The following is a 23,119-nucleotide window of genomic DNA, read 5'->3' as shown; positions in this document are numbered from 1 at the left end:
TCCGACGCATTCCTCTCTATCCTCAGACGGGTACTACGCCGTCGTAGTCTCCTGCCTATAGCTTTTTCAGATCCCGCTATCTTGTGATCGCAACCCGCCATCAGTAGTTTGATCATCTTGTTCAAAATATGCAGTGCCAAGGAGGCTTATGATCGACATTTTGCGCGGTACACCGCTGTGGGTTTATGCGGTTTTTCTGATCTTGACTTATTACGGTGTCATTGCCAGCTTCAAGAATCACGTGTCGAAAAGGTCATTGCAGATCACACCAGTGATATTCGTGACCCTGTCCCTGGCTTCGCTGAATCTCTCCCAAGGTGTAGTCGTTCCACTCTCGGCCTATGTAATCGGGTTATTGGCGGGATGGTTGCTGGCACTGCGCTTTTTCTCGTACAGCAATGTGCAGCGCGAAGGGGAACATCTGGTTCTGCCTGGCACAATCAAGGTTCTGATGGTGTATTGGGGCTTCTTTGCATGGCGTTACTACCTTGGCTATCAGGCAGCGATGTATCCGGAACTGGCCAATGAATTGCCGATGACGGCAGGGTCGGCAATGGGGGCTGGCCTTATCAATGGATTGATTATTGGTCGCAGTCTCAAGCTTTTGCGCATTTTCAGGTCTGATGACGTGACGCCGGCAGAGTTGATGAGTAAGTTGCACAAAAACTGAATAGATCAAAAGATCGCAGATTCAATAATCATCCCCGCGTTCGGTGACATCCTTCTCCACCCTCGGAGCATCCGGATTCTGCCCCTCGGGAAACTTGCCCTTCAGATTCCGGGCAAACGCAATGATCTCGGCAATCGTGAGATAAAGTTCCTGCGGAATGCTGTCCCCCAACTCCATCCGCGCCAACAGCTTCACCAGCTCGGCGTTTTCGTAGATTGGCACTTCATAATCGCGGGCAATCTTCAGAATTTCTTCCGCCAGTTCCTCATCACCTTTGGCCGTGAGGGTAGGAGCATGGCTGCCGTCGTATTTGAGAGCGATGGCCTGGCGTGGGGCGTTGGGGTTTTTCATGCGGTTTCGTCGACCCAGCGTTGTTCGAGGCGGGTTTGCGGGCCTTGGGGTGGCGTGCCGAGGTGGCAATCGAGGTCGCCGACGTTCAGGCCGGCGGAGAGTAAGCGGTCACGCAGCCCGCTCAGGTTGCTTTCGATCAGGCTGGCGGTGTAAGGCCGTTCTGCCCAGAGCTGGCTGGAGAGGCTGCCCTTGATCAGTTGCGCCTGAATTTGCAGCGGCCCCAAAGGCTCCATGGCGAAGGCCAGTTCCACACGCCACAGCTGTTGTTTGGGCTCGCGTTCTTCGCGGCGCTCCTTTGGCTGTTCTTTTTCGGGCGCATCTTCGCGCTGGAACTTGACCTGCAATGGCACGATGTCCTGCAGATTGCGCATCGGGATTTCCAGTTGCCAGGTACTCATCAGCCGTCCGTCGGCGGTTACACCGGTTTGTTCCAGGCTCGACAGTTGATGGCTTTGCAGGCGTGAAACTGCGGCGGCGGCCAGGTGCAGCAGGTGTTCGAGGTCGTTTTCCGCGTCGGCGCTTTGCAACAGGCGTTCGGGCAGCGGGAAACCGGTCGGTGATGGTTTGGCACTGACCTGACCGAGCATGCCCAGGGCGTTGCGGACAAAATTCGGCATGGCCTGGGCCAGGGTATTGGCGGCGATGATCGCGCCGAGGCTGGTGTTGGCCGGCAACCCCTGACTCAATTGCGCAACCAGTTTCAGCAGGTCACCTTTCATGTCCGGTGCGAGTGTCGGGTTTTGCCCGGTCAGCAGTTTGCTTTCGAGAAACACACCGCTGCTGGCCAGGGCCTGGACCAGGCCCTTGGGGGTGCTCAATTGTTGAACATCCGGCAGGCCGGCGAGGAGCCTGCTCGCGGCGCTACGCAGCTCAACGGATGTCTGGTCCGAAGCCGGCAGGTTTTGCAGGAGCTTGAGCAAGCCATCCAGCGAACCCTGGCGGCTTTGCTGGTCGACCAGTTGCCGGGTCACCGCCAGTTGTTCCTGACGGCTGCTCAGCGGTACGAACTTCAAGGTCTGGGCGTCCTGCACCTGCGCGCTCAACAAAGTGCCGATGCGCAAGGGTTGCGGACTGTCGATGCTCAGGGTGCTGCCACTCAGTGCAGTATTGAGCAGGCTGACCATTGAGCGAAACACCATGGGCTGGCCGGGCACCTGCGGCAACACCTGCGAGGTCAGCACTTTGCCCTGCAGCAGGGTACCAACGGGCAGTTGCGCGGTATCGAGGCGGGTGAGGGTGGCGACGCTGGAGGCGATGGCCTGTTGCACCGTCACGGCCAGGTTGCCGGCCGAGGGTTGGGTGACGACCAGCGTGGTGCCCTGGGCCAGCGGTTGATTGCTGGTGGTCTGGACCGTGGTCTGGCGGCCGCTGTCGAGGGTGACCTTGAGCAGCATCTGGAACGTCTGGTCCGCCTGCTTGAGCGACAACACTTCGGCCTGGGCGGTTTGACCGACGCTGATCAGCCCCTCCATCGGTGTCAGCAATTTGAGCAGCTCGCCGCTGACCACCGGCGGGCGCGAAGTCGCCGGGAGGGCTTGCGGTAGCGGGAGGATGTTCATTTCGCCTGTCATACGCGGTCACAACCTGAGGAAAATCCACTCTTTGGAGTAAGGGCTGGCATGTATAATGCCGCGCCGTTGTATCCAAAAATGGCGAAAATTTTGCAATTGTTTGACGCAGCTCTCTAGAACAAGACGTCATTGCATCTATGCTGCATCTCTTTAACGGCCGCGCCAGTGCCGACTTGAACCGTATAAGGCCCGTGAACCCTTGACCAGTCCTGTCCTGCAAACCGTTGCCCTTGCCTGTGAGCGAGACCTTCGGCTGCTCTTCGAAAATCTCGATTTGCGACTGGCCAGTGGCGAAATGGTACAAATCAGCGGCCCCAACGGCAGTGGCAAGACCAGCCTGCTTCGCCTGCTCTCGGGGCTGATGCAGCCGACCGCCGGTCAAGTGCTGCTCAACGGCCAGCCGCTGAACGAGCAACGCGGCGAACTGGCGCGCAACCTGCTGTGGATCGGCCACGCGGCCGGGATCAAGGATTTGCTGACGCCGGAAGAGAACCTGAGCTGGCTGTGTGCCTTGCACCATCCGGCGACCCATGAGGCGATCTGGCAGGCGCTGGCCGCGGTCGGGCTGCGCGGATTCGAGGATGTTCCCTGTCATACCTTGTCTGCTGGCCAGCAGCGCCGTGTCGCCTTGGCACGTCTATATCTGGACAGTCCGCCGCTGTGGATCCTCGATGAGCCCTTTACCGCCCTCGACAAGCAGGGCGTGGCACAGCTTGAATCTCATCTGGCCGGCCACTGCGAACGTGGCGGCATGGTGGTGTTGACCACTCATCACACGCTGAGCCGGATGCCGGCCGGTTATCGCGACATCGATCTGGGGAGCTGGGCCGTATGAGTGTTTTCGGCCTGTTGGTCGCCCGCGAGGCTCGTCTGCTGTTCCGCCGTCCGGCGGAACTGGCCAATCCGCTGGTGTTCTTTGCCATCGTCGTTTCCCTGTTCCCGCTGGCGGTCGGTCCCGAGTCTCAATTGTTGCAAACCTTGTCTCCGGGGCTGGTCTGGGTCGCGGCACTTTTATCGGTTCTGCTCTCGCTGGACGGGCTTTTCCGCAGTGATTTCGAAGACGGATCCCTTGAACAGTGGGTCCTTTCGCCGCACCCCCTGGCTCTTCTGGTTTTGGCCAAGGTGCTGGCACACTGGGCTTTTTCCGGCTTGGCACTGGTTTTGCTCGCGCCCTTGCTGGCGCTGATGCTCGGTTTGCCTGCCGCCTGTCTGCCGGTGTTGCTGCTTTCGTTGTTGCTCGGTACACCGGTACTGAGCCTGCTCGGTGCGGTGGGCGCGGCGCTGACGGTGGGCTTGAAGCGCGGTGGCCTATTGCTGGCACTGCTGATTCTGCCGCTGTACATCCCGGTATTGATCCTTGGCAGTGGCGCCTTGCAGGCTGCCTTGCAGGGGATGCCGGCGACCGGTTATCTGTTGTGGCTTGGTAGCCTGACCGCCCTGGCGATAACCCTGACACCTTTTGCAATAGCTGCTGGCCTGAAGATCAGCGTCGGCGAATAATGAGGTCTGGTCATTTTTTGATCAGTAAAGACCCAAGCTCTTCATAGCAAAGAGCAACCGTGATGGAAACAGTATGAACTGGACGTGGTTTCACAAGCTCGGCTCGCCCAAATGGTTTTACGGCATCAGCGGCAAAATGTTGCCCTGGCTGAGCGTCGCGGCGTTGCTGCTGATCAGTGTTGGCGTGGTCTGGGGCCTGGCCTTCGCGCCGCCGGACTATCAGCAGGGCAACAGCTTTCGCATCATCTATATCCACGTCCCGGCCGCCATGCTGGCGCAGTCCATCTACGTGATGCTGGCCGTGTGCGGTATCGTCGGCCTCGTGTGGAAGATGAAACTGGCCGACGTCGCCTTGCAATGCGCGGCGCCTATCGGCGCGTGGATGACCGCGGTGGCGCTGGTCACCGGGGCGATCTGGGGCAAACCGACCTGGGGCTCGTGGTGGGTCTGGGATGCACGCCTTACGTCTATGCTTATCCTGCTGTTCCTGTACTTCGGTCTCATTGCGCTGGGCAACGCCATCAGCAATCGTGACAGCGCGGCCAAGGCCTGCGCGGTGCTGGCGATTGTCGGTGTGATCAACATCCCGATCATCAAATACTCGGTGGAGTGGTGGAACACCCTGCACCAGGGCGCGACCTTCACCCTCACCGAAAAACCGGCGATGCCTGCCGAGATGTGGCTGCCATTGCTGCTGACGGCGCTGGGTTTCTACTGTTTCTTCGGCGCGGTCCTGTTGCTGCGCATGCGCCTTGAAGTGCTCAAGCGCGAAGCCCGGGCCAGTTGGGTCAAAGCCGAAGTGGAAAACAGCCTGGAGGTCGCTCGATGAGTTTTGCTTCATTCGGCGACTTCATCGCCATGGGTCATCATGGCCTGTATGTCTGGTCAGCCTATGGCATCTGCCTGGCGGTGTTGGTCCTCAACGTGGCGGCGCCGATCCTGGCCCGCAAGCGGTATCTGCAACAAGAGGCGCGTCGTTTGCGCCGGGAGAACGGCAAGTGAATCCGCTGCGCAAAAAGCGTCTTATCATCATTTTCGCGATCCTGGTCGGGGTCGGCGCTGCCGTCGGCCTGGCCCTGAGCGCCCTGCAGCAGAACATCAATCTGTTCTACACACCGACCCAGATCGCCAACGGTGAAGCCCCACAAGACACGCGCATTCGTGCCGGCGGCATGGTCGAGAAGGGCTCGCTGGAGCGTTCCAGTGATTCCCTGGACGTGAAGTTCGTCGTCACCGACTTCAACAAATCCGTGACCATCACTTATCGCGGCATCCTGCCGGACCTGTTCCGCGAAGGGCAGGGCATCGTCGCTCTGGGCAAGCTCAATGCCGATGGCGTGGTGGTGGCCGATGAAGTGCTGGCCAAGCACGATGAGAAGTACATGCCGCCGGAAGTGACCAAGGCGTTGAAAGACAGCGGTCAATCGGCTCCAACGCCCGCGAAGGAGGGTTGATCCATGACATCCGGCATCTTTATTCCCGAGCTTGGCCACCTGGCGATGATCCTGGCCCTGTGCTTCGCCCTGGCTCAGGCCGTGGTGCCGCTGTTCGGTGCCTGGCGCGGTGACCGCCTGTGGATGAGCCTGGCCCAGCCGGCCGCCTGGGGGCAATTCACCTTTCTGCTGTTCGCCTTCGGTTGCCTGACCTACGCCTTCATGGTCGATGACTTCTCCGTGGCCTACGTGGCCAACAACTCCAACAGCGCGTTGCCGTGGTACTACAAGTTCAGCGCCGTGTGGGGTGCCCACGAAGGTTCCTTGTTGTTGTGGGCCTTGATTCTCGGCGGCTGGACCTTCGCGGTGTCGGTATTCTCCCGGCAGTTGCCACAGGTCATGCTGGCCCGCGTGCTGGCGGTGATGGGCATGATCAGCACCGGTTTCCTGCTGTTCCTTATCATGACCTCCAACCCGTTCAAGCGCATCCTGCCGCAAGTGCCCAGCGACGGTGCCGACCTCAACCCCTTGCTGCAAGACATCGGCCTGATCGTTCACCCGCCGATGCTGTACATGGGCTACGTCGGTTTCTCGGTGGCCTTCGCCTTCGCCATCGCCGCGCTGATGGGCGGTCGCCTGGATGCCGCGTGGGCGCGTTGGTCGCGTCCGTGGACCATTGTTGCCTGGGCGTTCCTCGGCATCGGCATCACCCTCGGTTCTTGGTGGGCGTACTACGAGCTCGGCTGGGGCGGCTGGTGGTTCTGGGACCCGGTGGAAAACGCCTCGTTCATGCCATGGCTGGTGGGCACTGCACTGATTCACTCGTTGGCGGTCACGGAAAAGCGTGGCGTGTTCAAGAGCTGGACCGTGTTGTTGGCCATCGCCGCATTCTCCTTGAGTCTGCTCGGTACTTTCCTCGTGCGTTCCGGCGTGCTGACCTCGGTGCACGCCTTTGCCTCCGATCCGGAGCGCGGGGTGTTCATCCTGATTTTCCTGCTGTTCGTGGTCGGTGGTTCGTTGACGCTGTTCGCCCTGCGCGCGCCGGTGGTCAAGAGCCAGGTCGGCTTCAACCTCTGGTCCCGGGAAACCTTGCTGCTGGGCAACAACCTGGTGCTGGTGGTCGCGGCCTCGATGATCCTGCTCGGTACCTTGTACCCGCTGATTCTGGACGCCATGACCGGCGCCAAGCTGTCCGTCGGCCCGCCGTACTTCAACGCGCTGTTCATTCCGTTGATGGCGTTGCTGATGATGGTGATGGCGGTCGGCGTGATCGTGCGCTGGAAAGACACCCCGGTGAAATGGCTGGTGAGCATGCTCACCCCGGTCTTGCTCGGCAGCGCCGCGCTGGCAGTAGTGGCCGGCGTCGCCTACGGCGATTTCAACTGGGCGGTGCTCGCAACCTTCATGCTCGCTGCCTGGGTGCTGTTGGCCGGTGTGCGAGACATCTTCGACAAGACCCGCCACAAAGGCCTGATCAAGGGCCTGCCGACCCTGACCCGCAGTTACTGGGGCATGCAGGTTGCGCACCTGGGCATCGCCGTGTGTGCGCTGGGTGTCGTGCTGTCGAGCCAGAACAGTGCCGAGCGTGACCTGCGTCTGGCGCCGGGCGAGTCCATGGACCTGGCCGGTTATCACTTCATCTTCGAAGGTGCCAAGCACTTCGAAGGCCCGAACTTCACGTCCGACAAGGGCACCGTCCGGGTGATCCGCAACGGCAAGGAAGTCAGCGTGCTGCACCCGGAAAAACGCCTGTACACCGTGCAGAACTCGGTGATGACCGAAGCGGGCATCGACGCCGGATTCACCCGCGACCTCTACGTCGCCCTCGGTGAACCCTTGGGTAACGGCGCCTGGGCTGTGCGCGTGCACGTCAAACCGTTTGTGCGCTGGATCTGGTTCGGTGGTTTGCTGACAGGTTTCGGTGGATTGCTGGCGGCGCTGGATCGGCGTTATCGGGTCAAGGTCAAAAGCCGCGTGCGCGAAGCACTGGGCATGTCGGGAGCCACTGCATGAAGCGTTGGTTGATGTTGTTGCCACTGGCGATTTTTCTGGTGGTTGCTGTATTCCTTTACCGTGGGTTGTACCTGGATCCGGCCGAGCTGCCTTCGGCCATGATCAACAAGCCGTTCCCGGAGTTTTCCCTGCCGACGGTGCAGGGCGACAAGGCCCTGACCAAGGCTGACATTCTGGGCAAACCGGCGCTGGTCAACGTCTGGGGCACCTGGTGCATTTCCTGCCGGGTCGAGCACCCGGTGTTGAACAAGCTGGCCCAGCAGGGCGTGGTCATCTACGGCATCAACTACAAGGACACCAACGCCGATGCCTTGAAGTGGCTGACGGACTTCCACAATCCGTATGTACTGGACATTCGTGACGACGAAGGCTCGCTGGGCCTGAACCTCGGCGTGTACGGCGCGCCGGAAACCTTCTTCATCGACGCCAGGGGCATCATCCGTGACAAGTTCGTCGGCGTGATCGACGAACAGGTCTGGCGCGAAAAACTGGCGGCCAAGTACCAGGCCTTGGTCGACGAGGCCAAGCCATGAAGCGCTGGATTGCTGCCGTTGTCCTGGGCTTGAGCCTGGCGGGCGTGGCCCACGCGGCCATCGACACTTACGAGTTCGCCAAGGAAGGTGACCGCGAACGTTTCCGCGAGCTGACCAAGGAGCTGCGTTGCCCCAAGTGCCAGAATCAGGACATCGCCGATTCCAACGCACCGATTGCCGCCGACCTGCGCAAAGAGATTTTCCGCATGCTGGGCGAGGGCAAGGACAACCAGCAGATCATCGACTTCATGGTCGATCGCTACGGTGATTTCGTCCGCTACAAACCGGCCCTGAATGCCAAGACCGCTTTGCTCTGGTTCGGCCCCGCCGGTCTGTTGCTGGGCGGTGTCGTGATCATCGCGGTGATCGTCCGCCGTCGTCGCGTGCAACGCGCCGGCACCTCGGGCTCGCTGTCTGCCGAGGAGCGCTCGCGCCTCGACCACCTGTTGGATAAAACCAAGAATGATTGATTTCTGGCTCGCTGCAGGTCTGCTGCTTCTGGTGGCCCTGAGTTTTCTGTTGATCCCGGTGCTGCGCAGCCGTCGCGCCCAGCGCGAAGAGGATCGTACCGCCCTGAACGTCGCGCTTTTTCAGGAACGCGTGGCTGAGTTGCAGACTCAGCAGGAAGAGGGCGTGCTCGATGCGGCGCAAATGGACGCCGGTCGCGCGGAAGCTGCCCGTGAGTTGCTGGCGGACACCGAAGGCGCTGAAGCGCCGCAGGTCTCGCGCCTAGGCAAACCCTTGCCATTGCTGGCGGCCGTTCTGGTGCCGGTGCTGGGCCTGGGGCTGTACATGCATTACGGCGCCAGCGACAAGGTTGAGCTGACCCGCGAGTTCGCCCAGGCGCCGCAGACGATGGAAGAGATGACCAAACGCCTGGAGCGCGCGGTTGCCGCACAACCGGATTCCGCCGAAGGCATGTACTTCCTCGGTCGCACCTACATGGCTCAGGATCGCCCGGCGGACGCGGCGAAGATGTTCGAACGCACGGTGAACCTGGCCGGTCGTCAGCCCGAGCTGCTCGGCCAATGGGCCCAGGCCCAGTACTTCGCCGATGACAAGAAGTGGTCGGACAAGGTCCAGGCCCTGACCGACGAAGCGCTCAAGACCGATCCGAAAGAAGTCACCAGCCTTGGCCTGCTCGGTATTGCCGCGTTTGAAAGCGAGCGTTATCAGGACGCCATCGATTACTGGAATCGCCTGTTGGCGCAATTGCCGCCGCAAGACAAGTCCCGCGAGGCGCTGCAAGGCGGGATTGCCCGGGCCACGGAGAAACTGGTGGCCAGTGGCGGCAAGGTTGCGCAGGCACCGGCGGCCAAGGCCTCGGCGTTGCTCAAGGTCAGCGTCGATCTGGCAGCGGACCTCAAGACCAAGGTCCAGCCTGGTGACAGCGTGTTCATCTTCGCCCGTGCGATCTCCGGTCCTCCGGCCCCGCTGGCGGTCAAGCGCATGACGGTGGCCGACCTGCCGGTGACCGTCGAACTGGGCGATGCCGACGCGATGATGCCGCAATTGAAACTGTCGAACTTCCCTGAAGTCCAACTGGTTGCGCGCATTTCCCGCGCCGGCAAACCGACCGCCGGCGAATGGATCGGTCGCAGCCAGCCCCTGGCCAGCAGCACCACCGCGCCGCAAACACTGACCATCGACAGCCCGGACAAATAACAGGAAAACGCAATCATGACCGCATTCGCTCGTATCACCCTGCTCAGCGTCGTTATGGGGTTAAGCGCTTGTGCGGTCCAGCAACCACCGGAACAACAGGCACCACCACCGTTCCCGCCGTCGCAGCCCAGCCCTACGCCATCGACTTCGCCTGTACCGAGCAAGCCGAGCATCCCGGCCAAACCCTCCAAGCCGTTGCCACGCACTTCTGCGAGCTTCGCGCCACCACCTGGGGGCAACAGCCATTGGGATCCGAAGCTTGGGGTCTATGTGCTCGATGATCAGCCCAATACCTTTTATCGCCAGCGTACCTATTACCGTTGGGATAACGGCTGGAGCCGGTCGATCAGTCCGAAGGGGCCGTGGGAGGAGACGGATATTCACGGTGTACCGGGTGGCCTGGGGCGGCAATTCGGGCAGTAACGCACTAAGGCGACTTTCGGGTCGCCTTTTTTGTGCCTGCTGAATAATCCGGTTCAACCCCCAATCCCTGTAGGAGCTGGCTTGCCAGCGAAGGCGGCCTGACAGCCGGCCTGTCTTTTGTTGACTGTGTACATATCCGTTTCTGCGGTAACGGCGGCTTATGGTTTCGCCCTTACGGCGAGTCCCTTTTGGCAAACGCCGGAGTGCCGGCCCAGCCCAAAGGAACCAAAAGGTCTCGCCCCGAACGTCCGGCCCCTCGCTAAGGCTCGGGGTTCCTTCGCTCCGGTATTCATCCGGGGGCATTGCCCTCCGGTCGGCTTCGCTTCGACCTACATGCAATGAGTTCGACTGCGTCGAACGGCGCTGCGCGCCAATCCCCGGATGAGCACCTCCACTCAGCCTCCCGAGGGGGCGGGTGGATCAAGATCAAGAGCTGCAGGCGAGCTAACGCTCGGCCTGTTGAGTGGTGAGGAGCGTGGGTGTACGCCGGTCTGCCTTTGCTCTTCTGTAGGCGCGACGGTGCGGCGATCCGACTTGCTCGCGATGACGGCCTGCCAGCCGACCTGGTTTCGCGGATGTATCAATCCGTAGGAGCTGCCGAAGGCTGCGATCTTTTGATCTTGTTTGTAAAAAATAAGGCCAAAAGATCGCAGCCTCGTTGCACTCGACAGCTCCTACAGGGAAACACGCACGCATCAGAACCAGGCCGGCCGGTAAGGCCGCCTCGGGCGCTGTTGCGGTGTACGCCCCCTCGTGAGGCCGAATGTCAGGGGCAAGAGCCCTTGGTTACTTGGGGCTTTTCCAAGTGACCCGCCGTAAGGGCGGAACCAATAGTGGCCATTACCGCTAAAACGGATATGTACACAATCAAAACAGATGCGCCCAACACATAGTCATCGCGGGCAAGCCACCTTCCCACAGCCTCCGACGCCGAACTGACCCGAGCCGAACACCGCCTGCACCTGCGCCGCGAGCTGTGCCACCCGGACATTTTCAGCGTGTTCCGCGATCGGGTGGAGAACCCGCTGGTGCAGTTGGTGTCGGTGATGGACCACTCGCCGGGACAGCGCCAGTTAGTACTGGAATCCAAGTACCGTGAGTGCTACATCAGCAAGTACCACCTGACCACGACTCAGATGGACGAACTCATCACGCTGCGGCATGACCATCGCCGAGTTCCCGACGACCGTCGAGGCGTGGTTACCGGGAGCGCGGCATGAATGTATTGATGGGCACACCGAACATCGTGCGCGGCGAGTCGCACTCGGGTAACGTGGCCGCCGCAGATCTGACCGCAGAGGGTCTGCCGGTGGTCCAGCAAGTATGGCGACAAGCAACGAGGGTGTTTTGATGTCAGGCAGGTTGATCTATCTCATCGGGCCTTCAGGTTCGGGCAAGGACAGCCTGCTGGATGCTGCACGAACACGGTTGGCCGATCGCGGCTGCCGCATTGTGCGGCGGGTCATCACTCGCTCGGCCGAAGCCGTGGGCGAAGCGGCGCTGGGTGTCAGTGCGCAGCAGTTCGCCGATATGGAGGCCCAGGGCGCATTTGCCTTGAGCTGGCACGCCAATGGGTTGTCCTATGGCATCCCGCGGGAAATCGACGATTGGCTGGCCGCCGGGCAGGACGTGCTGGTCAATGGCTCGCGGGGGCATTTGCAGAACACGCGTTCGCGCTATCCGAACGTGTTAGTGCTGTTGTTGACTGTGGATCAAGCAGTACTGCGCCATCGCTTGCTGGAGCGTGGGCGAGAATCGCTGGTCGAAATCGATCAGCGCCTGGCACGCAATGCCCGATTCAGCGAGCAACTGCTGGCGCAAGACCCGACCGTGCACCTGCTTGACAACTCCGGACAACTTGAGCAAACGGTCGAACGTTTGCTGGCCTGCTTTGACGAGCAACCTCCATGTGTCTGACATTGCCGGGAACGAACGACGAGGAATTACCTTCATAGGCGGTCAATGCAGGAGTTGGCACAGCCTGCGATCCTTGATCTTGATTGAGCTGCCTGTCAGGCCAACAACCCCTGCATATACTCCACAAACGCCCGAGCCTTGGCGCTGGCCATTCTCCCCGTGGGGAACATCGCCCACAGATCCAGGTTCGGCAATGCCCAGTCCTTCATCACTTCCCGGACCGAGCCGTCGGCCAGTTCCGGCGCGAACATCCATTGCGAGGCCATGGTCAGGCCTTGATGAGCCAGCACGGCTTCACGCAGGCCTTCAGCGGCATTGACGCGGATCCGGCCGCTGATGATCACAGATTGCTCTTCGCCGGCCTTGTTGAATTGCCAATTGGCGCCGCTGCCAAGGCTGTAGACGATTGCCTGATGCTTGCACAGGTCGGCGGGGCTGGTGGGTTCGCCGTGTTTTTCGAAGTAGGCGGGAGTGCCCAGTACCATGCGCCGGCATTCGGCGATCTTGCTGGCGGTCAGGCCAGAGTCGCTCAAGGCGCCCATGCGCAGGGCGATATCGACGCCTTCTTCCACCAGGTTGACGTTGCGATCGTCGAGCATCAGGTCGATGTTCAGCGCCGGGTGTTGCTCCAGGAAGGGGCCCAGGTGCGCAACGATGTGCAGCCGGCCGAAGGTGACCGCCGCGCAGATGCGCAGGTTGCCGGTCAGCCCGCTGGCCGCACCGCGCGCGGCGTTATCGGCCTCGTCGGCTTCTTCGATGGCGCGCTTGGCCCGTTAGAAAAAGGCCTGCCCGGCCTCGGTGGGCGTCAGGCCCCGGGTCGAACGCAGCAATAGCCGCACCGCCAGCCGCGATTCAAGTTGCGCGATGGTTTTCGACACGGCCGGCTGGCCGATCTTCAGGCGCCGGGCGGCAGCGGAAAACGAGCCGGTTTCCACCACGTAGACGAAGGTTTCCATTGCGCCGAGGCGGTCCATCGGAAGTCCTTGTAGAGATCAATTGTGGGAGCGAGCCTGCTCGCCCCCACAATTGATGAATGGTGTCAGTGCGAACCGCGAATTGTATCCAGCATCGCCTCAGGCTCGGGACGCTGAGTGTAATCCGGGTTGACCTCGGCGTAACGGATCACACCATCTCGGCCGGTCACATAACGCCCCGGCATGGACAGCATCACACTCTGTAAAACAACCGAGCGTCGTACTGCGAGATTTTGTGCTTGAGTAAAGATAACTCTAGGGTTACCTTTTATTGGGCCGGAGCAAGGAGGCTGGTGGTGCAGAGCAGGCTATTGATCAAGGAATTGATGGAGGCAGGTTGGACTTTGGACAGGGTCACTGGCAGTCATCACATCTTCACTCACCGATACAACCCATACACGATCCCCGTCCCCCATCCGAAAAAGGATTTGCCGACCGGGACGGTCAAGAGCATCAGGAGGCGCGCCGGGCTGTACTGCCCGCCAGCCAGTTACGCAGGAGATCCATAATGCAATATCCAATCTGTATCGAATGGGGCGATGAGCACACCGCCATCGGTATTCAGATCCCCGATATTCCTGGCGCGGTAACCGCCGGGGATACCTTTGAAGATGCCTATAACGCTGCTGTCGAAATTGCCCACGTCATGCTGCAAGAGATCGCGGCAGATGGAGAGACGATTCCAATGCCGACTTCAGCAGCGGTGCATCGTGGTAATCCGGAGTTCGCCGACATGGGCTGGGGAATGCTCGAGCTAGATATTTCGCCGTATATGGGCAAGACCGAGAAGGTCAATGTCACGCTACCCGGCTACGTGATCCAACGCATCGATCGGTATGTGCGTGAGCACAATGTAAAAAGCCGCTCGTCCTTCCTGGCGGATGCGGCGATGGAGAAGCTGGTTCGGCAGTGAGTGGCAGCAATCGCGAGCAAGCTCGCTCCCACAAGGTTAGCGAATAACCTGTAGAAGCGGGCTTGCTCCGGGCGGCGATCCGACGAAGCTTTTAGCGATCTATGCCGTCGCTAACGAAGCCTTCTGCGAAACACTCAAAAACCGCAACAACGCCAGCAACGGAAATGCGCTGCCGACGATCACGATCCACAACCAGCCGCCCTGTTCGTACACCGCGCTGGCCACCGAAGAGCCGAAGGCGCCGCCGATGAAGATACTGGTCATGTACAGCGCATTCAGGCGGCTGCGGCTTTTGCCGTCGAGGGCGTACACCGCACGCTGGCCGAGGACCATGTTCATCTGCACGCAGAAGTCGAGCACCACACCGGTCACAGCCAGGCCGATGACGCTCCAGGCCGGATGGATAAACGCCGGCAGAAAACTCAGGCTGGCGAACAGCAGGGCGAGCAACGATGCGATGCGGGTGTGACCGGCATCGGCCAGGCGTCCGGCGATAGGGGCGGCAATGGCGCCGATGGCGCCCACCAGCGCGAAAATCGCGATCTCGCTTTGCGACAAACCATGGTTGCGCGCCAGCTCCAACGGCACTGCGGTCCAGAACAGGCTGAAGGTGGCAAACATGCACCCCTGGTAAAACGCACGCTGGCGCAGCACCGGTTGTTTGCGCAACAGCGTCCACAGCGAGCCCAGCAATTGGCCATAGGAAGCACTGTGATCAGGTTCACGCTTGGGAATGGTCACTGCCAGCACGATGCTGATGGCTGCCATCAAGACGGCGGCAATCACAAACATCGCCCGCCAGCCGAAGTGGTCGGCCACCACGCTGGACACCGGCCGGGCCAGCAGAATACCGAGCAACAAACCGCCCATGATCCCGCCCACCACACGGCCACGGGTTTCTTCCGGCGCCAGGTGCGCGGCCAGCGGAATCAGGATCTGCACCGAAACCGAACTGAACCCCACCAACAGCGAAATCAGCAAAAACACATTCGGCTGATCGGTGAACGCCGCGCCCAGCAGGCTGCCGATTGCCACCAGCGTGGTGATGATCATCAACCGGCGGTTCTCCAGCAAATCCCCCAGTGGTACCAGGAAAAACAGCCCCAGCGCATAGCCGATCTGAGTCAGGGAAACGATCAGGCTGGCCAAGGTGTTGGTCAGGCCGATGTCCGGCGCGATCAGGCCGATGATCGGCTGCGCGTAGTAGATGTTGGCGACAATAGCGCCGCAGCAGAAGGCGAACAGCAGCACCATCCCTGGGGTCATTGTCGCAGTGCCGTGGGGCACCTGGGTCGCTGGGTTCATAACGGGTCTCGCTGTACGGAAAGGAATGCGCGCAGGCTAATGGGCTGACTGAAACGGCGGAAGTGAGATTGGTGTGATAGCAATCATTCCATTGCGGAATGACTGACGGACGTGTGTGTCGAAGTGCCTTGCATCAGAACATCGAGGGTAGATGATACATTCACTTACATCCTGTTCGATAGCGTGCTTATGTTCTCACTCCACGTCCCGTCACCGGAGGGCCTCTCCATGTATGTGAAGTTTCGTCAGCTGATTCGCTGGGTTTCAGTCGTCTCCTTGATCAGTGTATTCAACGCTGGCCTGGCCCAGGCCGAAGACGCACCGGGCACGCGCATCGGTGTGCGCGGCGAGATCACCGGCGTCAGTCCGGACGTTCTGAAAGTCCACGCCAACAGCGGCGACAACGTGGTGATCAATTTGACCAAGGACACCAAGGTCCGCGCCGTGACCTTGGCCAACATCGAAGACATCAAGCCCGGCAGCTACATCGGCTCTGCGGCCATTCCCCAGGAGGATGGCACCCTCAAGGCCCTTGAAGTTCATGTTTTCCCGCCGGAGCTGGCCGGCAGTGGCGACGGTCATCGGCCCTTCGATCTGGTCAAAGGCAGCAGCATGACCAACGGCAGCGTTGGCGACCTGGTGGTGAGCAACGGTCGAGTGCTGACCGTCAATTACAAGGGCGGCCAACAGAAGATTCTGGTGCCGGAGGACGTACCCATCGTCAACCTGGTGCCGGCCGATCGCAGCCTGTTGAAGGTGGGCGTGAAGATCGTGACCTTTGTCACGCAGGGCGCTGATGGCACGCTCACCGCTCAATCCATCTCGGCGGGCAAGGACGGCGTGACGCCGCCGATGTAGCAGGAGGTCGCAGAACCTGTGGGAGCGAGCAAGCTCGCTCCCACAATGGATTTGCAGTGAATTCTGATCCGTACAAAAAAGGCGACCTGCACCAGTCGCCTTTTTCGTTATCGTCCGGTCATCACTGACCGCTGTAGATCTGGTCGAAAACCCCGCCATCATTGAAGTGGGTCTTCTGCACGGTGCGCCAGTCGCCGAAGGTCTTCTCCACCGACAGGAAGTCCACTTTCGGGAAGCGGTCGGTGTACTTGGCCAGCACGGCCGGGTCGCGCGGGCGCAGGTAGTTCGCCGCGGCAATCTCCTGGCCTTCCGGTGACCACAGGTACTTCAGGTATTCCTCGGCCGCCGCACGGGTGCCTTTCTTGTCGACGGTCTTGTCGACCACCGACACCGGTGGCTCGGCTTCGGCGGAAACGCTTGGGTAGATGACTTCGAACTGATCACGGCCGAACTCGCGGGCGATCATTTCCGCTTCGTTCTCGAAGGTCACCAGCACGTCGCCGATCTGGTTGGTCATGAAGGTGGTGGTGGCGGCACGGCCGCCGGTGTCGAGTACTGGCGCTTGCTTGAACAGCTTGCCGACGAAGTCTTTGGCCTTGTTCTCGTCACCGCCGTTTTTCAGCACGTAGCCCCAGGCCGAGAGGTAGGTGTAGCGGCCGTTGCCGGAGGTTTTCGGGTTCGGGACGATGACCTGAACGCCGTCCTTGAGCAGGTCCGGCCAGTCTTTCAGGGCTTTCGGGTTGCCCTTGCGCACGATGAATACGGTGGCCGAAGTGAAGGGCGCGCTGTTGTTGGGCAGGCGCGTGACCCAGTTGTCCGGGACCAGTTTGCCGTTGTCCGCCAGGGCGTTGATGTCGGTGGCCATGTTCATGGTGATGACATCGGCCGGCAGGCCGTCGATCACCGAGCGTGCCTGTTTGCTGGAGCCGCCGAAGGACATTTGCAGGATGATGTTTTCGTTGTGCTCGGCTTGCCAGTGTTTCTGGAACGCAGTGTTGTAGTCCTTGTAGAAATCTCGCATCACGTCGTAGGAAACGTTGAGCAGCGTCGGTGCAGCCTGGGCGATGTTGCCCAGGGCCAGGCCAGCGGCGAGAAGTGAGGCGCCAAAGAGTTTTTTCACTGCGCATTCCCTGTTCTATGTAGGAGCTGCCGGAGGCTTCGATCTTTTGACTTTGATTTTCAAGATCCAAAGATCGCAGCCTACGGGTTATTTATTAGTTATCAATGAGGTGTCGACTATAGCCGGGCTCGTATAGTCCTTTAAAGATTAAAAAGCTCTTTACTTATTCCAGTTTTTTGAACAATGCATTGCCACAACGGGAACAGAACGAGGCTTCCTGTTCGTGGCTGTCTTTCGCACACACCGGGCAGTCGTGCTGTAACTGGCCGCCACGCATGGCCGTGGCCAGTTCGGCGGTGAAGATCCCGGTGGGCACGGCGATGATCGAGTAACCGGTGATCATCACCATCGACGAGATGACCTGGCCCAGTGCGGTCCTGGGCACGATGTCGCCATAACCGACTGTGGTCAGGGTGACGATCGCCCAGTAGATGCCCTTGGGAATGCTGGTGAAGCCACTTTGCGGGCCTTCGACCACGTACATCAGGGTGCCGAACACTATCACCAGCGTGCAGACGCTGAGCAGGAACACGAGGATTTTCTGCTTGCTGCCGCGCAAGGCATCGAGCAGGTAATGGGCTTGCTTGAGGTACGGACCGAGCTTGAGCACGCGGAAGATCCGCAGCATCCGGATCACCCGGATGATCAGCAGGTACTGGGCATCGCTGTAGTACAGCGCGAGGATGCCGGGCACGATGGCCAGCAGGTCCACAAGCCCATAGAAACTGAACGCGTAGTGCAGCGGTTTGGGCGAGCAGTACAGGCGCAGGATGTACTCGCCGAGGAAGATGATCGTGAAGCCCCACTCGATGTACGCAAGCACGCTGGCGTAGTTCTGGTGGACGTCATCGATGCTGTCCAGGATCACCACCACCAGGCTGGCGAGGATGATCAGCAGCAATGTGGAGTCGAAGCGTCGACCGGCAACGGTGTCGGTTTGGAAAATAATCACGTACAGGCGATTACGCCACGTGTCGTTGCTGTTCATGCACATCGCCTTGGCCGCAAATCAGCGCAGCCTAGGTTGATTCTCCCCGGGAGCGCAAGACGCGCTTTCGACCGTGGCTTTGCCGAGCATTTGCACAACGCTGCGAATCAGCCAGCCGGCAAGAATGAACGGCGCGGTCAGCGTGGGCAGGCCGATGGCAGCAAACACCGGCGTCAGCAACAGTGCCAGGCCGATGCCAAGCAGCGGCAGCCACGGTTGGCGACGCTGCGAGCTGAAGGCGAGGGCGGCCAGCACGGCGTTATAGCCACCGAGGCCGAGCAGTGCGGTATAGAAGTCGTGGTTCAGCAGGCTCCAGCCCATGCCCGCGACAGACGCCAACAACGCCCAGCAGAATGCGCGGCGATCAGCGATCAGCAAACCGGCGGCAATCATCGCACCGGCCAGCGGATGACCGAGGAACATCACCTGGCCGAGGCCTTTGAGTGGTGCGGCGAGCATGTTCAGGGTGCTGACTTCGATCAGGTGCGGCTCTGTCGAGGGCGTGGCGAAGCACAGCAGCAACCAGCCCAGCCCGACGAAGGGGGCGGTGTAGGCAGGCAGGCATTGGCTGAACCGGACGCGCTTGAGCCACTGCTGGGTGATCATCGCGCTCAGGCCACCGGCGGCCAGAATCAGTGGCGGCATCATCGCCGACCAGGGGAAATACAGGCTCAGTAACAATCCGAGCAGGACGCCGTTGTAGCTGAACAACCCGGCCTGACGATCAGCCTTGGCATAATTGCGGCGTTGCGCGGTGAGCAGCCCGGCGACACCACCGAGCAAGGCGCCGCCGAGCAAGGCGGGGGTCGTGAACAAAATGGCCAGGACGCACAGCAGGCCGCACAGCGGGTTGCGCTGGAGAAAGATCTGGCTGAAGCCGTTGAGCAAGGCTTCGGCCCAGTCGGGGCAGTGGGTGTTGAAATGGTTGGCAGGCATGGCAGTTCTGAAAGTCAGTGGGACCGAGTTGCCTGTTTCGCTGGCAAGTCGGATCGCCGCATCGCAGCTCCTACAGAAATACGCTGTCTCTGTAGGAGCCGGCTTGCCGGCGAAGAGGCCGGTATGGGCGCTAGATCAATGTCTCGATACGCAAAGAGTTAGTCGATCCCGGCTGCCCAAACGGCACACCGGCGGTGATCAGTAACGTGTCGCCACGCTGTGCCATGCCCTGGGCCTGCGCGATCTCCAGTGCCGTCGAGCAGACTTCATCGACCTGACGCAGGCGATCGTTGACCACCGAGTGCACACCCCACGCCACGCTCAGGCGACGGGCGGTTTGCAGGTTCGGTGTCAGGTTGAGGATCGGCACCGTCGGCCGCTCCCGCGCCGCGCGCAGGCTCGACGCGCCGGACTCGCTGTAATTGACCAGCACCGCCACCGGCAGCACGTTGCTGATGCGGCGAATGGCGCAGCTGATCGCGTCGGAAACGGTCGCCTCGGCTTTCGGTCGGCTGACGTCGAGTTGAGTCTGATAGTCCGGACCGTTTTCCACCTGGCGGATGATCTTGCTCATCATCTGCACGGCTTCGAGCGGGTATTCGCCGGACGCGGTTTCCGCCGACAGCATCACCGCGTCCGCACCTTCAGCCACCGCGTTGGCCACATCGGTGACTTCGGCGCGGGTTGGCGCCGGTGAGAAGCGCATCGACTCGAGCATCTGCGTCGCCACCACCACCGGTTTGCCGAGCTGGCGGCAGGTGCTGATGATGTTCTTCTGGATCTGCGGCACGCTTTCGGCCGGCACTTCCACGCCCAAGTCACCCCGGGCGACCATGATCGCGTCGCTCAGTTCGGCGATCTCGCGCAGTTGTTCGACGGCCGAGGGCTTCTCGATCTTGGCCATCAGGAACGCCTTGTCGCCGATCAGGGAGCGGGCTTCGCGGATGTCGTCGGGACGTTGCACGAACGACAGCGCCACCCAGTCCACACCCAGTTCCAGGCCGAAGGTCAAGTCGCGGCGATCCTTGGCGGTCAGCGGGCTCAGGTCGAGCACCGCTTGCGGCACGTTCACGCCTTTGCGGTCAGACAGTTCGCCACCATTGAGCACGGTGGTGTCGATGGCGTCGGCGTACTTGGTCACTACCCGCAGGCGCAATTTGCCGTCGTCCAGCAGCAGGTCCATGCCTGGCTCCAGTGCGGCGATGATTTCCGGGTGCGGCAGGTTGACCCGGCGCTCATCACCCGGCGTGGCATCGAGGTCCAGGCGCAAGGCCTGGCCGCGCACCAGTTGCACCTTGCCTTCGGCAAACTTGCCGACCCGCAGTTTCGGGCCTTGCAGGTCCATCAGAATGCCCAATGGATAATTGAGCTGGCGCTCGACTTCACGGATCCACTGAAAACGCTGGGCGTGGTCGGCGTGATCACCATGGCTGAAGTTCAGGCGGAAGATGTTGACCCCGGCCAGCACCAGCTCACGGATGGCGTCGATGCCATCGGTGGCCGGGCCGAGTGTGGCGAGGATTTTGACCTTTTTATCAGGCGTCATGTTTAGTGCTCTCAAGGATCAGAATGGCGCGGAAGTCGTTGACGTTGGTACGGGTCGGCTCGGTGACGATCAGGGCGTCCAGCGCCTCGAAGTAGCCGTAGCCGTTGTTGTTGTCCAACTCGTCACTGGCGCTCAGGCCCTTTGCCGCAGCACGGGCGTAGCTGTCCGGGGTCATGATCGCGCCGGCGTTGTCTTCGGAGCCGTCAATGCCGTCGGTGTCACCGGCCAGCGCGTAGACGCCGGGCAGGCCCTTGAGGCTGTCGGTCAGGCTCAGCAGGAACTCGGCGTTGCGCCCGCCACGGCCATTGCCGCGCACGGTCACGGTGGTTTCACCGCCCGAGAGAATCACGCAGGGCGCCGCCAGCGGCTGACCGTGCAGGACGATCTGCCGCGCGATGCCGGCGTGGACTTTCGCCACCTCGCGGGATTCGCCTTCGAGGTCGCCGAGGATCAGCGGGCTGAACCCGGCCTGACGGCATTTCACCGCCGCCGCTTCAAGGGATTGCTGCGGGCGGGCAATCAACTGGAAATGACTGCGTGCCAGGCTCGGGTCACCGGGTTTGACGGTTTCCGATTCGGGGCTTTGCAGCCAGTTGCGTACCGAGGCCGGAACCTCGATGGCGTAGCGTTTGAGGATCGCCAGGGCTTCGGCCGACGTGCTCGGGTCGGCTACGGTAGGGCCGGAGGCGATGACCGTGGCGAGGTCGCCCGGCACATCGGAAATCGCATAGGTGTAGACCGTGGCCGGCCAGCAGGCTTTGCCCAGGCGGCCACCCTTGATCGCCGAGAGGTGCTTGCGCACGCAGTTCATCTCGCCGATGGTCGCGCCGGACTTGAGCAGGGCTTTGTTGATCGACTGCTTGTCGGCCAGGGTGATGCCTTCGGCGGGCAGTGCCAGCAGGGCAGAGCCACCGCCGGAGAGCAGGAAGATCACGCGGTCGTTTTCGCTCAGGTCGCTGACCAGTTCCAGCACACGCTTGGCCACGGCCAGGCCAGCAGCGTCCGGCACCGGATGCGCGGCTTCGACCACTTCGATTTTTTCGCAAGGTGCGCCGTGACCGTAACGGGTCACCACCAGGCCAGAGACTTCACCCTGCCAGCAGCGCTCGACCACTTGGGCCATGGCAGCGGCGGCTTTGCCGGCACCGATGACGATCACGCGACCGCTGCGGTCGGCAGGCAAATGGGCTTCGAGGACTTGTTGCGGATGCGCCGCGTCGATGGCTGTGGCAAACAGCTCGCGCAGCAATTGTTGCGGATCGACCGACATGGCGGGCTCCCGGAATTCTTGTTATTGGGGGGAACGCAACCTGCGGCAACTCTGGATCGGTTACCCATTTGGTGGGATGAACCGGATCCTGTAGGAGCTGCCGCAGGCTGCGATCTTGTTGCGGATAACGCGGTGTGCGTGTGGACGAAAGATCAAAAGATCGCAGCCTTCGGCAGCTCCTACTTGCGAATCGAGAAGTTCGCCATGTGTTCCAGGCCCTTGATCAGCGCCGAGTGGTCCCAGTTGCTGCCACCGATGGCCGCGCAGGTGCTGAACACTTGCTGGGTGTTGGCGGTGTTCGGCAGGTTGATGTTCAGCTCCTTGGCGCCTTGCAGGGCCAGGTTCAGGTCCTTCTGGTGCAGGCTGATGCGGAAGCCTGGATCGAAGGTGCCTTTGATCATGCGCTCGCCGTGCACTTCGAGGATCTTCGAGGACGCGAAACCGCCCATCAGCGCTTCACGCACCTTGGCCGGATCGGCACCGTTTTTCGAAGCGAACAGCAGGGCTTCAGCCACGGCCTGGATGTTCAGGGCCACGATGATCTGGTTGGCCACTTTGGCGGTTTGACCGTCGCCGTTGCCACCGACCAGGGTGATGTTCTTGCCCATGGCCTGGAACAGCGGCAGGGCGCGTTCGAAGGCGTCGGCATCGCCGCCGACCATGATGCTCAGGGTCGCCGCCTTGGCGCCGACTTCACCGCCGGACACCGGGGCGTCGAGGTATTGCGCGCCTTTTTCGTTGATCTTCGCGGCGAAAGCCTTGGTGGCGGTCGGCGAGATCGAGCTCATATCGATCACCACTTTGCCTTTGCCAACACCGGCGGCAATGCCATCGGCGCGGAACAGCACGTCATCGACCTGCGGGGTATCCGGCACCATGACGATGATGAACTCGGCTTCCTGGGCGACTTCCTTCGGGTTCGCCAGGGCAACGGCGCCAGCGGCGACCAGGTCGGCAGGGGCGGCGTCGTGGTGTGCCGACAGGAACAGGCTGTGACCGGCTTTCTGCAGGTTCAACGCCATTGGGTGGCCCATGATGCCGGTGCCGATAAATCCGATTTTAGCCATGAGAAAATCCTCTCTTGTATTTATGTGGTCCCTGTAGGAGCTGCCGCAGGCTGCGATCTGCGATCT

The 23,119-nt window shown here is 61.1% G+C and carries 25 protein-coding genes and 2 pseudogenes; 16 read left to right on the top strand and 11 right to left on the bottom strand.

All coding sequences use genetic code 11. The features are described from left to right. Positions 1 to 148 precede the first annotated feature (148 nt). Positions 149 to 670 (top strand): hypothetical protein, encoded by a 522-nt coding sequence (locus tag AC1DWG_RS22380; protein WP_477762504.1) that lies wholly within the window; start codon positions 149 to 151, stop codon positions 668 to 670. Between the two features lie 21 nt (positions 671 to 691). On the opposite strand, the gene AC1DWG_RS22375 is transcribed toward AC1DWG_RS22380, so the two are convergent. Further along, positions 692 to 1,021, bottom strand: a complete 330-nt coding sequence (locus tag AC1DWG_RS22375) for an EscU/YscU/HrcU family type III secretion system export apparatus switch protein (protein WP_477788365.1) — start codon at positions 1,019 to 1,021, stop codon at positions 692 to 694. Next, entirely contained in the window at positions 1,018 to 2,592 is a 1,575-nt protein-coding gene (gene fliK / locus AC1DWG_RS22370; protein ID WP_477788364.1) for a flagellar hook-length control protein FliK, read from the bottom strand. The genes AC1DWG_RS22375 and fliK overlap by 4 nt, the downstream gene beginning before the upstream one ends. A gap of 199 nt (positions 2,593 to 2,791) precedes the next feature. Between fliK and ccmA the strand changes: the two genes are divergently transcribed. The 12 genes and pseudogenes from ccmA to phnN all read left to right on the top strand — a co-directional run bounded on the left by ccmA (position 2,792) and on the right by phnN (position 12,076). After that, the gene (ccmA, locus tag AC1DWG_RS22365; RefSeq protein ID WP_150724488.1) at positions 2,792 to 3,427 is read left to right on the top strand and encodes a cytochrome c biogenesis heme-transporting ATPase CcmA; all 636 of its coding nucleotides are present in this window, start codon (positions 2,792 to 2,794) and stop codon (positions 3,425 to 3,427) included. Further along, positions 3,424 to 4,092 carry a heme exporter protein CcmB gene (gene ccmB, locus AC1DWG_RS22360; protein WP_007980754.1) on the top strand — a complete coding sequence of 223 codons (669 nt, stop codon included), beginning with the start codon at positions 3,424 to 3,426 and terminating at the stop codon, positions 4,090 to 4,092. The genes ccmA and ccmB overlap by 4 nt, the downstream gene beginning before the upstream one ends. Positions 4,093 to 4,165: 73 nt before the next feature. Next, positions 4,166 to 4,921 (top strand): heme ABC transporter permease, encoded by a 756-nt coding sequence (locus AC1DWG_RS22355; RefSeq protein WP_007980756.1) that lies wholly within the window; start codon positions 4,166 to 4,168, stop codon positions 4,919 to 4,921. Beyond that, positions 4,918 to 5,094, top strand: coding sequence for a heme exporter protein CcmD (gene ccmD / locus AC1DWG_RS22350; protein ID WP_092271396.1), 177 nt, complete (start codon positions 4,918 to 4,920; stop codon positions 5,092 to 5,094). Before AC1DWG_RS22355 ends, ccmD begins: the two co-directional genes overlap by 4 nt. Continuing rightward, positions 5,091 to 5,546 (top strand): cytochrome c maturation protein CcmE, encoded by a 456-nt coding sequence (ccmE, locus tag AC1DWG_RS22345; RefSeq protein WP_477752437.1) that lies wholly within the window; start codon positions 5,091 to 5,093, stop codon positions 5,544 to 5,546. Before ccmD ends, ccmE begins: the two co-directional genes overlap by 4 nt. Positions 5,547 to 5,549: 3 nt before the next feature. After that, the gene (locus AC1DWG_RS22340; RefSeq protein ID WP_477759854.1) at positions 5,550 to 7,538 is read left to right on the top strand and encodes a heme lyase CcmF/NrfE family subunit; all 1,989 of its coding nucleotides are present in this window, start codon (positions 5,550 to 5,552) and stop codon (positions 7,536 to 7,538) included. After that, positions 7,535 to 8,071, top strand: coding sequence for a DsbE family thiol:disulfide interchange protein (locus tag AC1DWG_RS22335; protein WP_477762501.1), 537 nt, complete (start codon positions 7,535 to 7,537; stop codon positions 8,069 to 8,071). The genes AC1DWG_RS22340 and AC1DWG_RS22335 overlap by 4 nt, the downstream gene beginning before the upstream one ends. Beyond that, entirely contained in the window at positions 8,068 to 8,541 is a 474-nt protein-coding gene (locus AC1DWG_RS22330; protein ID WP_477762500.1) for a cytochrome c-type biogenesis protein, read from the top strand. The genes AC1DWG_RS22335 and AC1DWG_RS22330 overlap by 4 nt, the downstream gene beginning before the upstream one ends. Beyond that, the gene (ccmI, locus tag AC1DWG_RS22325) at positions 8,534 to 9,736 is read left to right on the top strand and encodes a c-type cytochrome biogenesis protein CcmI (RefSeq protein WP_477762499.1); all 1,203 of its coding nucleotides are present in this window, start codon (positions 8,534 to 8,536) and stop codon (positions 9,734 to 9,736) included. The genes AC1DWG_RS22330 and ccmI overlap by 8 nt, the downstream gene beginning before the upstream one ends. A gap of 15 nt (positions 9,737 to 9,751) precedes the next feature. Continuing rightward, positions 9,752 to 10,159 (top strand): hypothetical protein, encoded by a 408-nt coding sequence (locus AC1DWG_RS22320; protein ID WP_477752442.1) that lies wholly within the window; start codon positions 9,752 to 9,754, stop codon positions 10,157 to 10,159. A gap of 920 nt (positions 10,160 to 11,079) precedes the next feature. Beyond that, positions 11,080 to 11,465, top strand: a pseudogene (locus tag AC1DWG_RS22315) (alpha-D-ribose 1-methylphosphonate 5-triphosphate diphosphatase); the annotation flags it as partial. 44 nt (positions 11,466 to 11,509) lie between these two features. Next, positions 11,510 to 12,076 carry a phosphonate metabolism protein/1,5-bisphosphokinase (PRPP-forming) PhnN gene (gene phnN / locus AC1DWG_RS22310; RefSeq protein WP_477762498.1) on the top strand — a complete coding sequence of 189 codons (567 nt, stop codon included), beginning with the start codon at positions 11,510 to 11,512 and terminating at the stop codon, positions 12,074 to 12,076. Positions 12,077 to 12,171: 95 nt separating this feature from the next. Here phnN and AC1DWG_RS22305 read toward each other — a convergent pair. Together AC1DWG_RS22305 and AC1DWG_RS22300 are read right to left on the bottom strand one after the other, a co-directional pair. Next, a pseudogene (locus AC1DWG_RS22305) lies at positions 12,172 to 13,050 on the bottom strand (LysR family transcriptional regulator). 65 nt (positions 13,051 to 13,115) lie between these two features. Then, the gene (locus AC1DWG_RS22300) at positions 13,116 to 13,244 is read right to left on the bottom strand and encodes a hypothetical protein (protein ID WP_477762497.1); all 129 of its coding nucleotides are present in this window, start codon (positions 13,242 to 13,244) and stop codon (positions 13,116 to 13,118) included. A gap of 102 nt (positions 13,245 to 13,346) precedes the next feature. On the opposite strand from AC1DWG_RS22300, the gene AC1DWG_RS22295 reads away from it, so the two are divergent. Together AC1DWG_RS22295 and AC1DWG_RS22290 are read left to right on the top strand one after the other, a co-directional pair. Then, positions 13,347 to 13,559: a type II toxin-antitoxin system HicA family toxin gene (locus tag AC1DWG_RS22295; protein ID WP_477788400.1), complete on the top strand. Its 213-nt coding sequence runs from the start codon at positions 13,347 to 13,349 to the stop codon at positions 13,557 to 13,559. Continuing rightward, positions 13,559 to 13,963: a type II toxin-antitoxin system HicB family antitoxin gene (locus tag AC1DWG_RS22290; RefSeq protein WP_477762496.1), complete on the top strand. Its 405-nt coding sequence runs from the start codon at positions 13,559 to 13,561 to the stop codon at positions 13,961 to 13,963. Before AC1DWG_RS22295 ends, AC1DWG_RS22290 begins: the two co-directional genes overlap by 1 nt. Before the next feature lie 99 nt (positions 13,964 to 14,062). On the opposite strand, the gene AC1DWG_RS22285 is transcribed toward AC1DWG_RS22290, so the two are convergent. Then, a complete protein-coding gene (locus tag AC1DWG_RS22285) occupies positions 14,063 to 15,268 on the bottom strand; it encodes an MFS transporter (RefSeq protein WP_477762495.1) in 1,206 nt (401 codons plus the stop codon). 228 nt (positions 15,269 to 15,496) lie between these two features. On the opposite strand from AC1DWG_RS22285, the gene AC1DWG_RS22280 reads away from it, so the two are divergent. Further along, a complete protein-coding gene (locus tag AC1DWG_RS22280) occupies positions 15,497 to 16,126 on the top strand; it encodes a hypothetical protein (protein ID WP_477762494.1) in 630 nt (209 codons plus the stop codon). Between the two features lie 121 nt (positions 16,127 to 16,247). Here the strand turns inward: AC1DWG_RS22280 and AC1DWG_RS22275 are convergent, their stop codons facing one another. From AC1DWG_RS22275 to AC1DWG_RS22250, 6 genes are all read right to left on the bottom strand, one after another. Continuing rightward, positions 16,248 to 17,246 carry a sulfate ABC transporter substrate-binding protein gene (locus tag AC1DWG_RS22275; protein ID WP_223460723.1) on the bottom strand — a complete coding sequence of 333 codons (999 nt, stop codon included), beginning with the start codon at positions 17,244 to 17,246 and terminating at the stop codon, positions 16,248 to 16,250. A gap of 163 nt (positions 17,247 to 17,409) precedes the next feature. After that, a complete protein-coding gene (locus AC1DWG_RS22270) occupies positions 17,410 to 18,234 on the bottom strand; it encodes an ion transporter (protein ID WP_477754872.1) in 825 nt (274 codons plus the stop codon). 21 nt (positions 18,235 to 18,255) lie between these two features. Beyond that, positions 18,256 to 19,170: an urea transporter gene (locus AC1DWG_RS22265; RefSeq protein ID WP_477788363.1), complete on the bottom strand. Its 915-nt coding sequence runs from the start codon at positions 19,168 to 19,170 to the stop codon at positions 18,256 to 18,258. 130 nt (positions 19,171 to 19,300) lie between these two features. Beyond that, positions 19,301 to 20,716, bottom strand: a complete 1,416-nt coding sequence (gene pyk, locus AC1DWG_RS22260; protein WP_150716449.1) for a pyruvate kinase — start codon at positions 20,714 to 20,716, stop codon at positions 19,301 to 19,303. Next, on the bottom strand, positions 20,706 to 21,986 hold the full coding sequence (locus AC1DWG_RS22255) for a glycerate kinase type-2 family protein (protein WP_477762492.1): 1,281 nt from the start codon (positions 21,984 to 21,986) through the stop codon (positions 20,706 to 20,708). The genes pyk and AC1DWG_RS22255 overlap by 11 nt, the downstream gene beginning before the upstream one ends. Before the next feature lie 179 nt (positions 21,987 to 22,165). Further along, on the bottom strand, positions 22,166 to 23,053 hold the full coding sequence (locus tag AC1DWG_RS22250; RefSeq protein WP_477762491.1) for a 2-hydroxy-3-oxopropionate reductase: 888 nt from the start codon (positions 23,051 to 23,053) through the stop codon (positions 22,166 to 22,168). Between the last annotated feature and the right edge of the window lie 66 nt (positions 23,054 to 23,119).

The organism is Pseudomonas sp. P4_B3, assembly GCF_056402295.1.
Note: the sequence above shows the minus strand (reverse complement) of the source record. Positions and strands in the feature narration are given on the sequence as shown.

Coding starts and splice junctions, on each gene's coding strand:
- AC1DWG_RS22340 (WP_477759854.1), top strand. CDS start 5,550: ATGACATCCGGCATCTTTATTCCCGAGCTTGGCCACCTGGCGATGATC.
- AC1DWG_RS22280 (WP_477762494.1), top strand. CDS start 15,497: ATGTATGTGAAGTTTCGTCAGCTGATTCGCTGGGTTTCAGTCGTCTCC.
- AC1DWG_RS22355 (WP_007980756.1), top strand. CDS start 4,166: ATGAACTGGACGTGGTTTCACAAGCTCGGCTCGCCCAAATGGTTTTAC.
- AC1DWG_RS22375 (WP_477788365.1), bottom strand. CDS start 1,021: ATGAAAAACCCCAACGCCCCACGCCAGGCCATCGCTCTCAAATACGAC.
- fliK (WP_477788364.1), bottom strand. CDS start 2,592: ATGACAGGCGAAATGAACATCCTCCCGCTACCGCAAGCCCTCCCGGCG.
- AC1DWG_RS22250 (WP_477762491.1), bottom strand. CDS start 23,053: ATGGCTAAAATCGGATTTATCGGCACCGGCATCATGGGCCACCCAATG.
- AC1DWG_RS22335 (WP_477762501.1), top strand. CDS start 7,535: ATGAAGCGTTGGTTGATGTTGTTGCCACTGGCGATTTTTCTGGTGGTT.
- AC1DWG_RS22380 (WP_477762504.1), top strand. CDS start 149: ATGATCGACATTTTGCGCGGTACACCGCTGTGGGTTTATGCGGTTTTT.
- AC1DWG_RS22290 (WP_477762496.1), top strand. CDS start 13,559: ATGCAATATCCAATCTGTATCGAATGGGGCGATGAGCACACCGCCATC.
- AC1DWG_RS22265 (WP_477788363.1), bottom strand. CDS start 19,170: ATGCCTGCCAACCATTTCAACACCCACTGCCCCGACTGGGCCGAAGCC.
- ccmB (WP_007980754.1), top strand. CDS start 3,424: ATGAGTGTTTTCGGCCTGTTGGTCGCCCGCGAGGCTCGTCTGCTGTTC.
- phnN (WP_477762498.1), top strand. CDS start 11,510: ATGTCAGGCAGGTTGATCTATCTCATCGGGCCTTCAGGTTCGGGCAAG.
- AC1DWG_RS22330 (WP_477762500.1), top strand. CDS start 8,068: ATGAAGCGCTGGATTGCTGCCGTTGTCCTGGGCTTGAGCCTGGCGGGC.
- ccmI (WP_477762499.1), top strand. CDS start 8,534: ATGATTGATTTCTGGCTCGCTGCAGGTCTGCTGCTTCTGGTGGCCCTG.
- AC1DWG_RS22300 (WP_477762497.1), bottom strand. CDS start 13,244: ATGCTGTCCATGCCGGGGCGTTATGTGACCGGCCGAGATGGTGTGATC.
- pyk (WP_150716449.1), bottom strand. CDS start 20,716: ATGACGCCTGATAAAAAGGTCAAAATCCTCGCCACACTCGGCCCGGCC.
- AC1DWG_RS22320 (WP_477752442.1), top strand. CDS start 9,752: ATGACCGCATTCGCTCGTATCACCCTGCTCAGCGTCGTTATGGGGTTA.
- AC1DWG_RS22255 (WP_477762492.1), bottom strand. CDS start 21,986: ATGTCGGTCGATCCGCAACAATTGCTGCGCGAGCTGTTTGCCACAGCC.
- ccmD (WP_092271396.1), top strand. CDS start 4,918: ATGAGTTTTGCTTCATTCGGCGACTTCATCGCCATGGGTCATCATGGC.
- AC1DWG_RS22285 (WP_477762495.1), bottom strand. CDS start 15,268: ATGAACCCAGCGACCCAGGTGCCCCACGGCACTGCGACAATGACCCCA.
- AC1DWG_RS22270 (WP_477754872.1), bottom strand. CDS start 18,234: ATGAACAGCAACGACACGTGGCGTAATCGCCTGTACGTGATTATTTTC.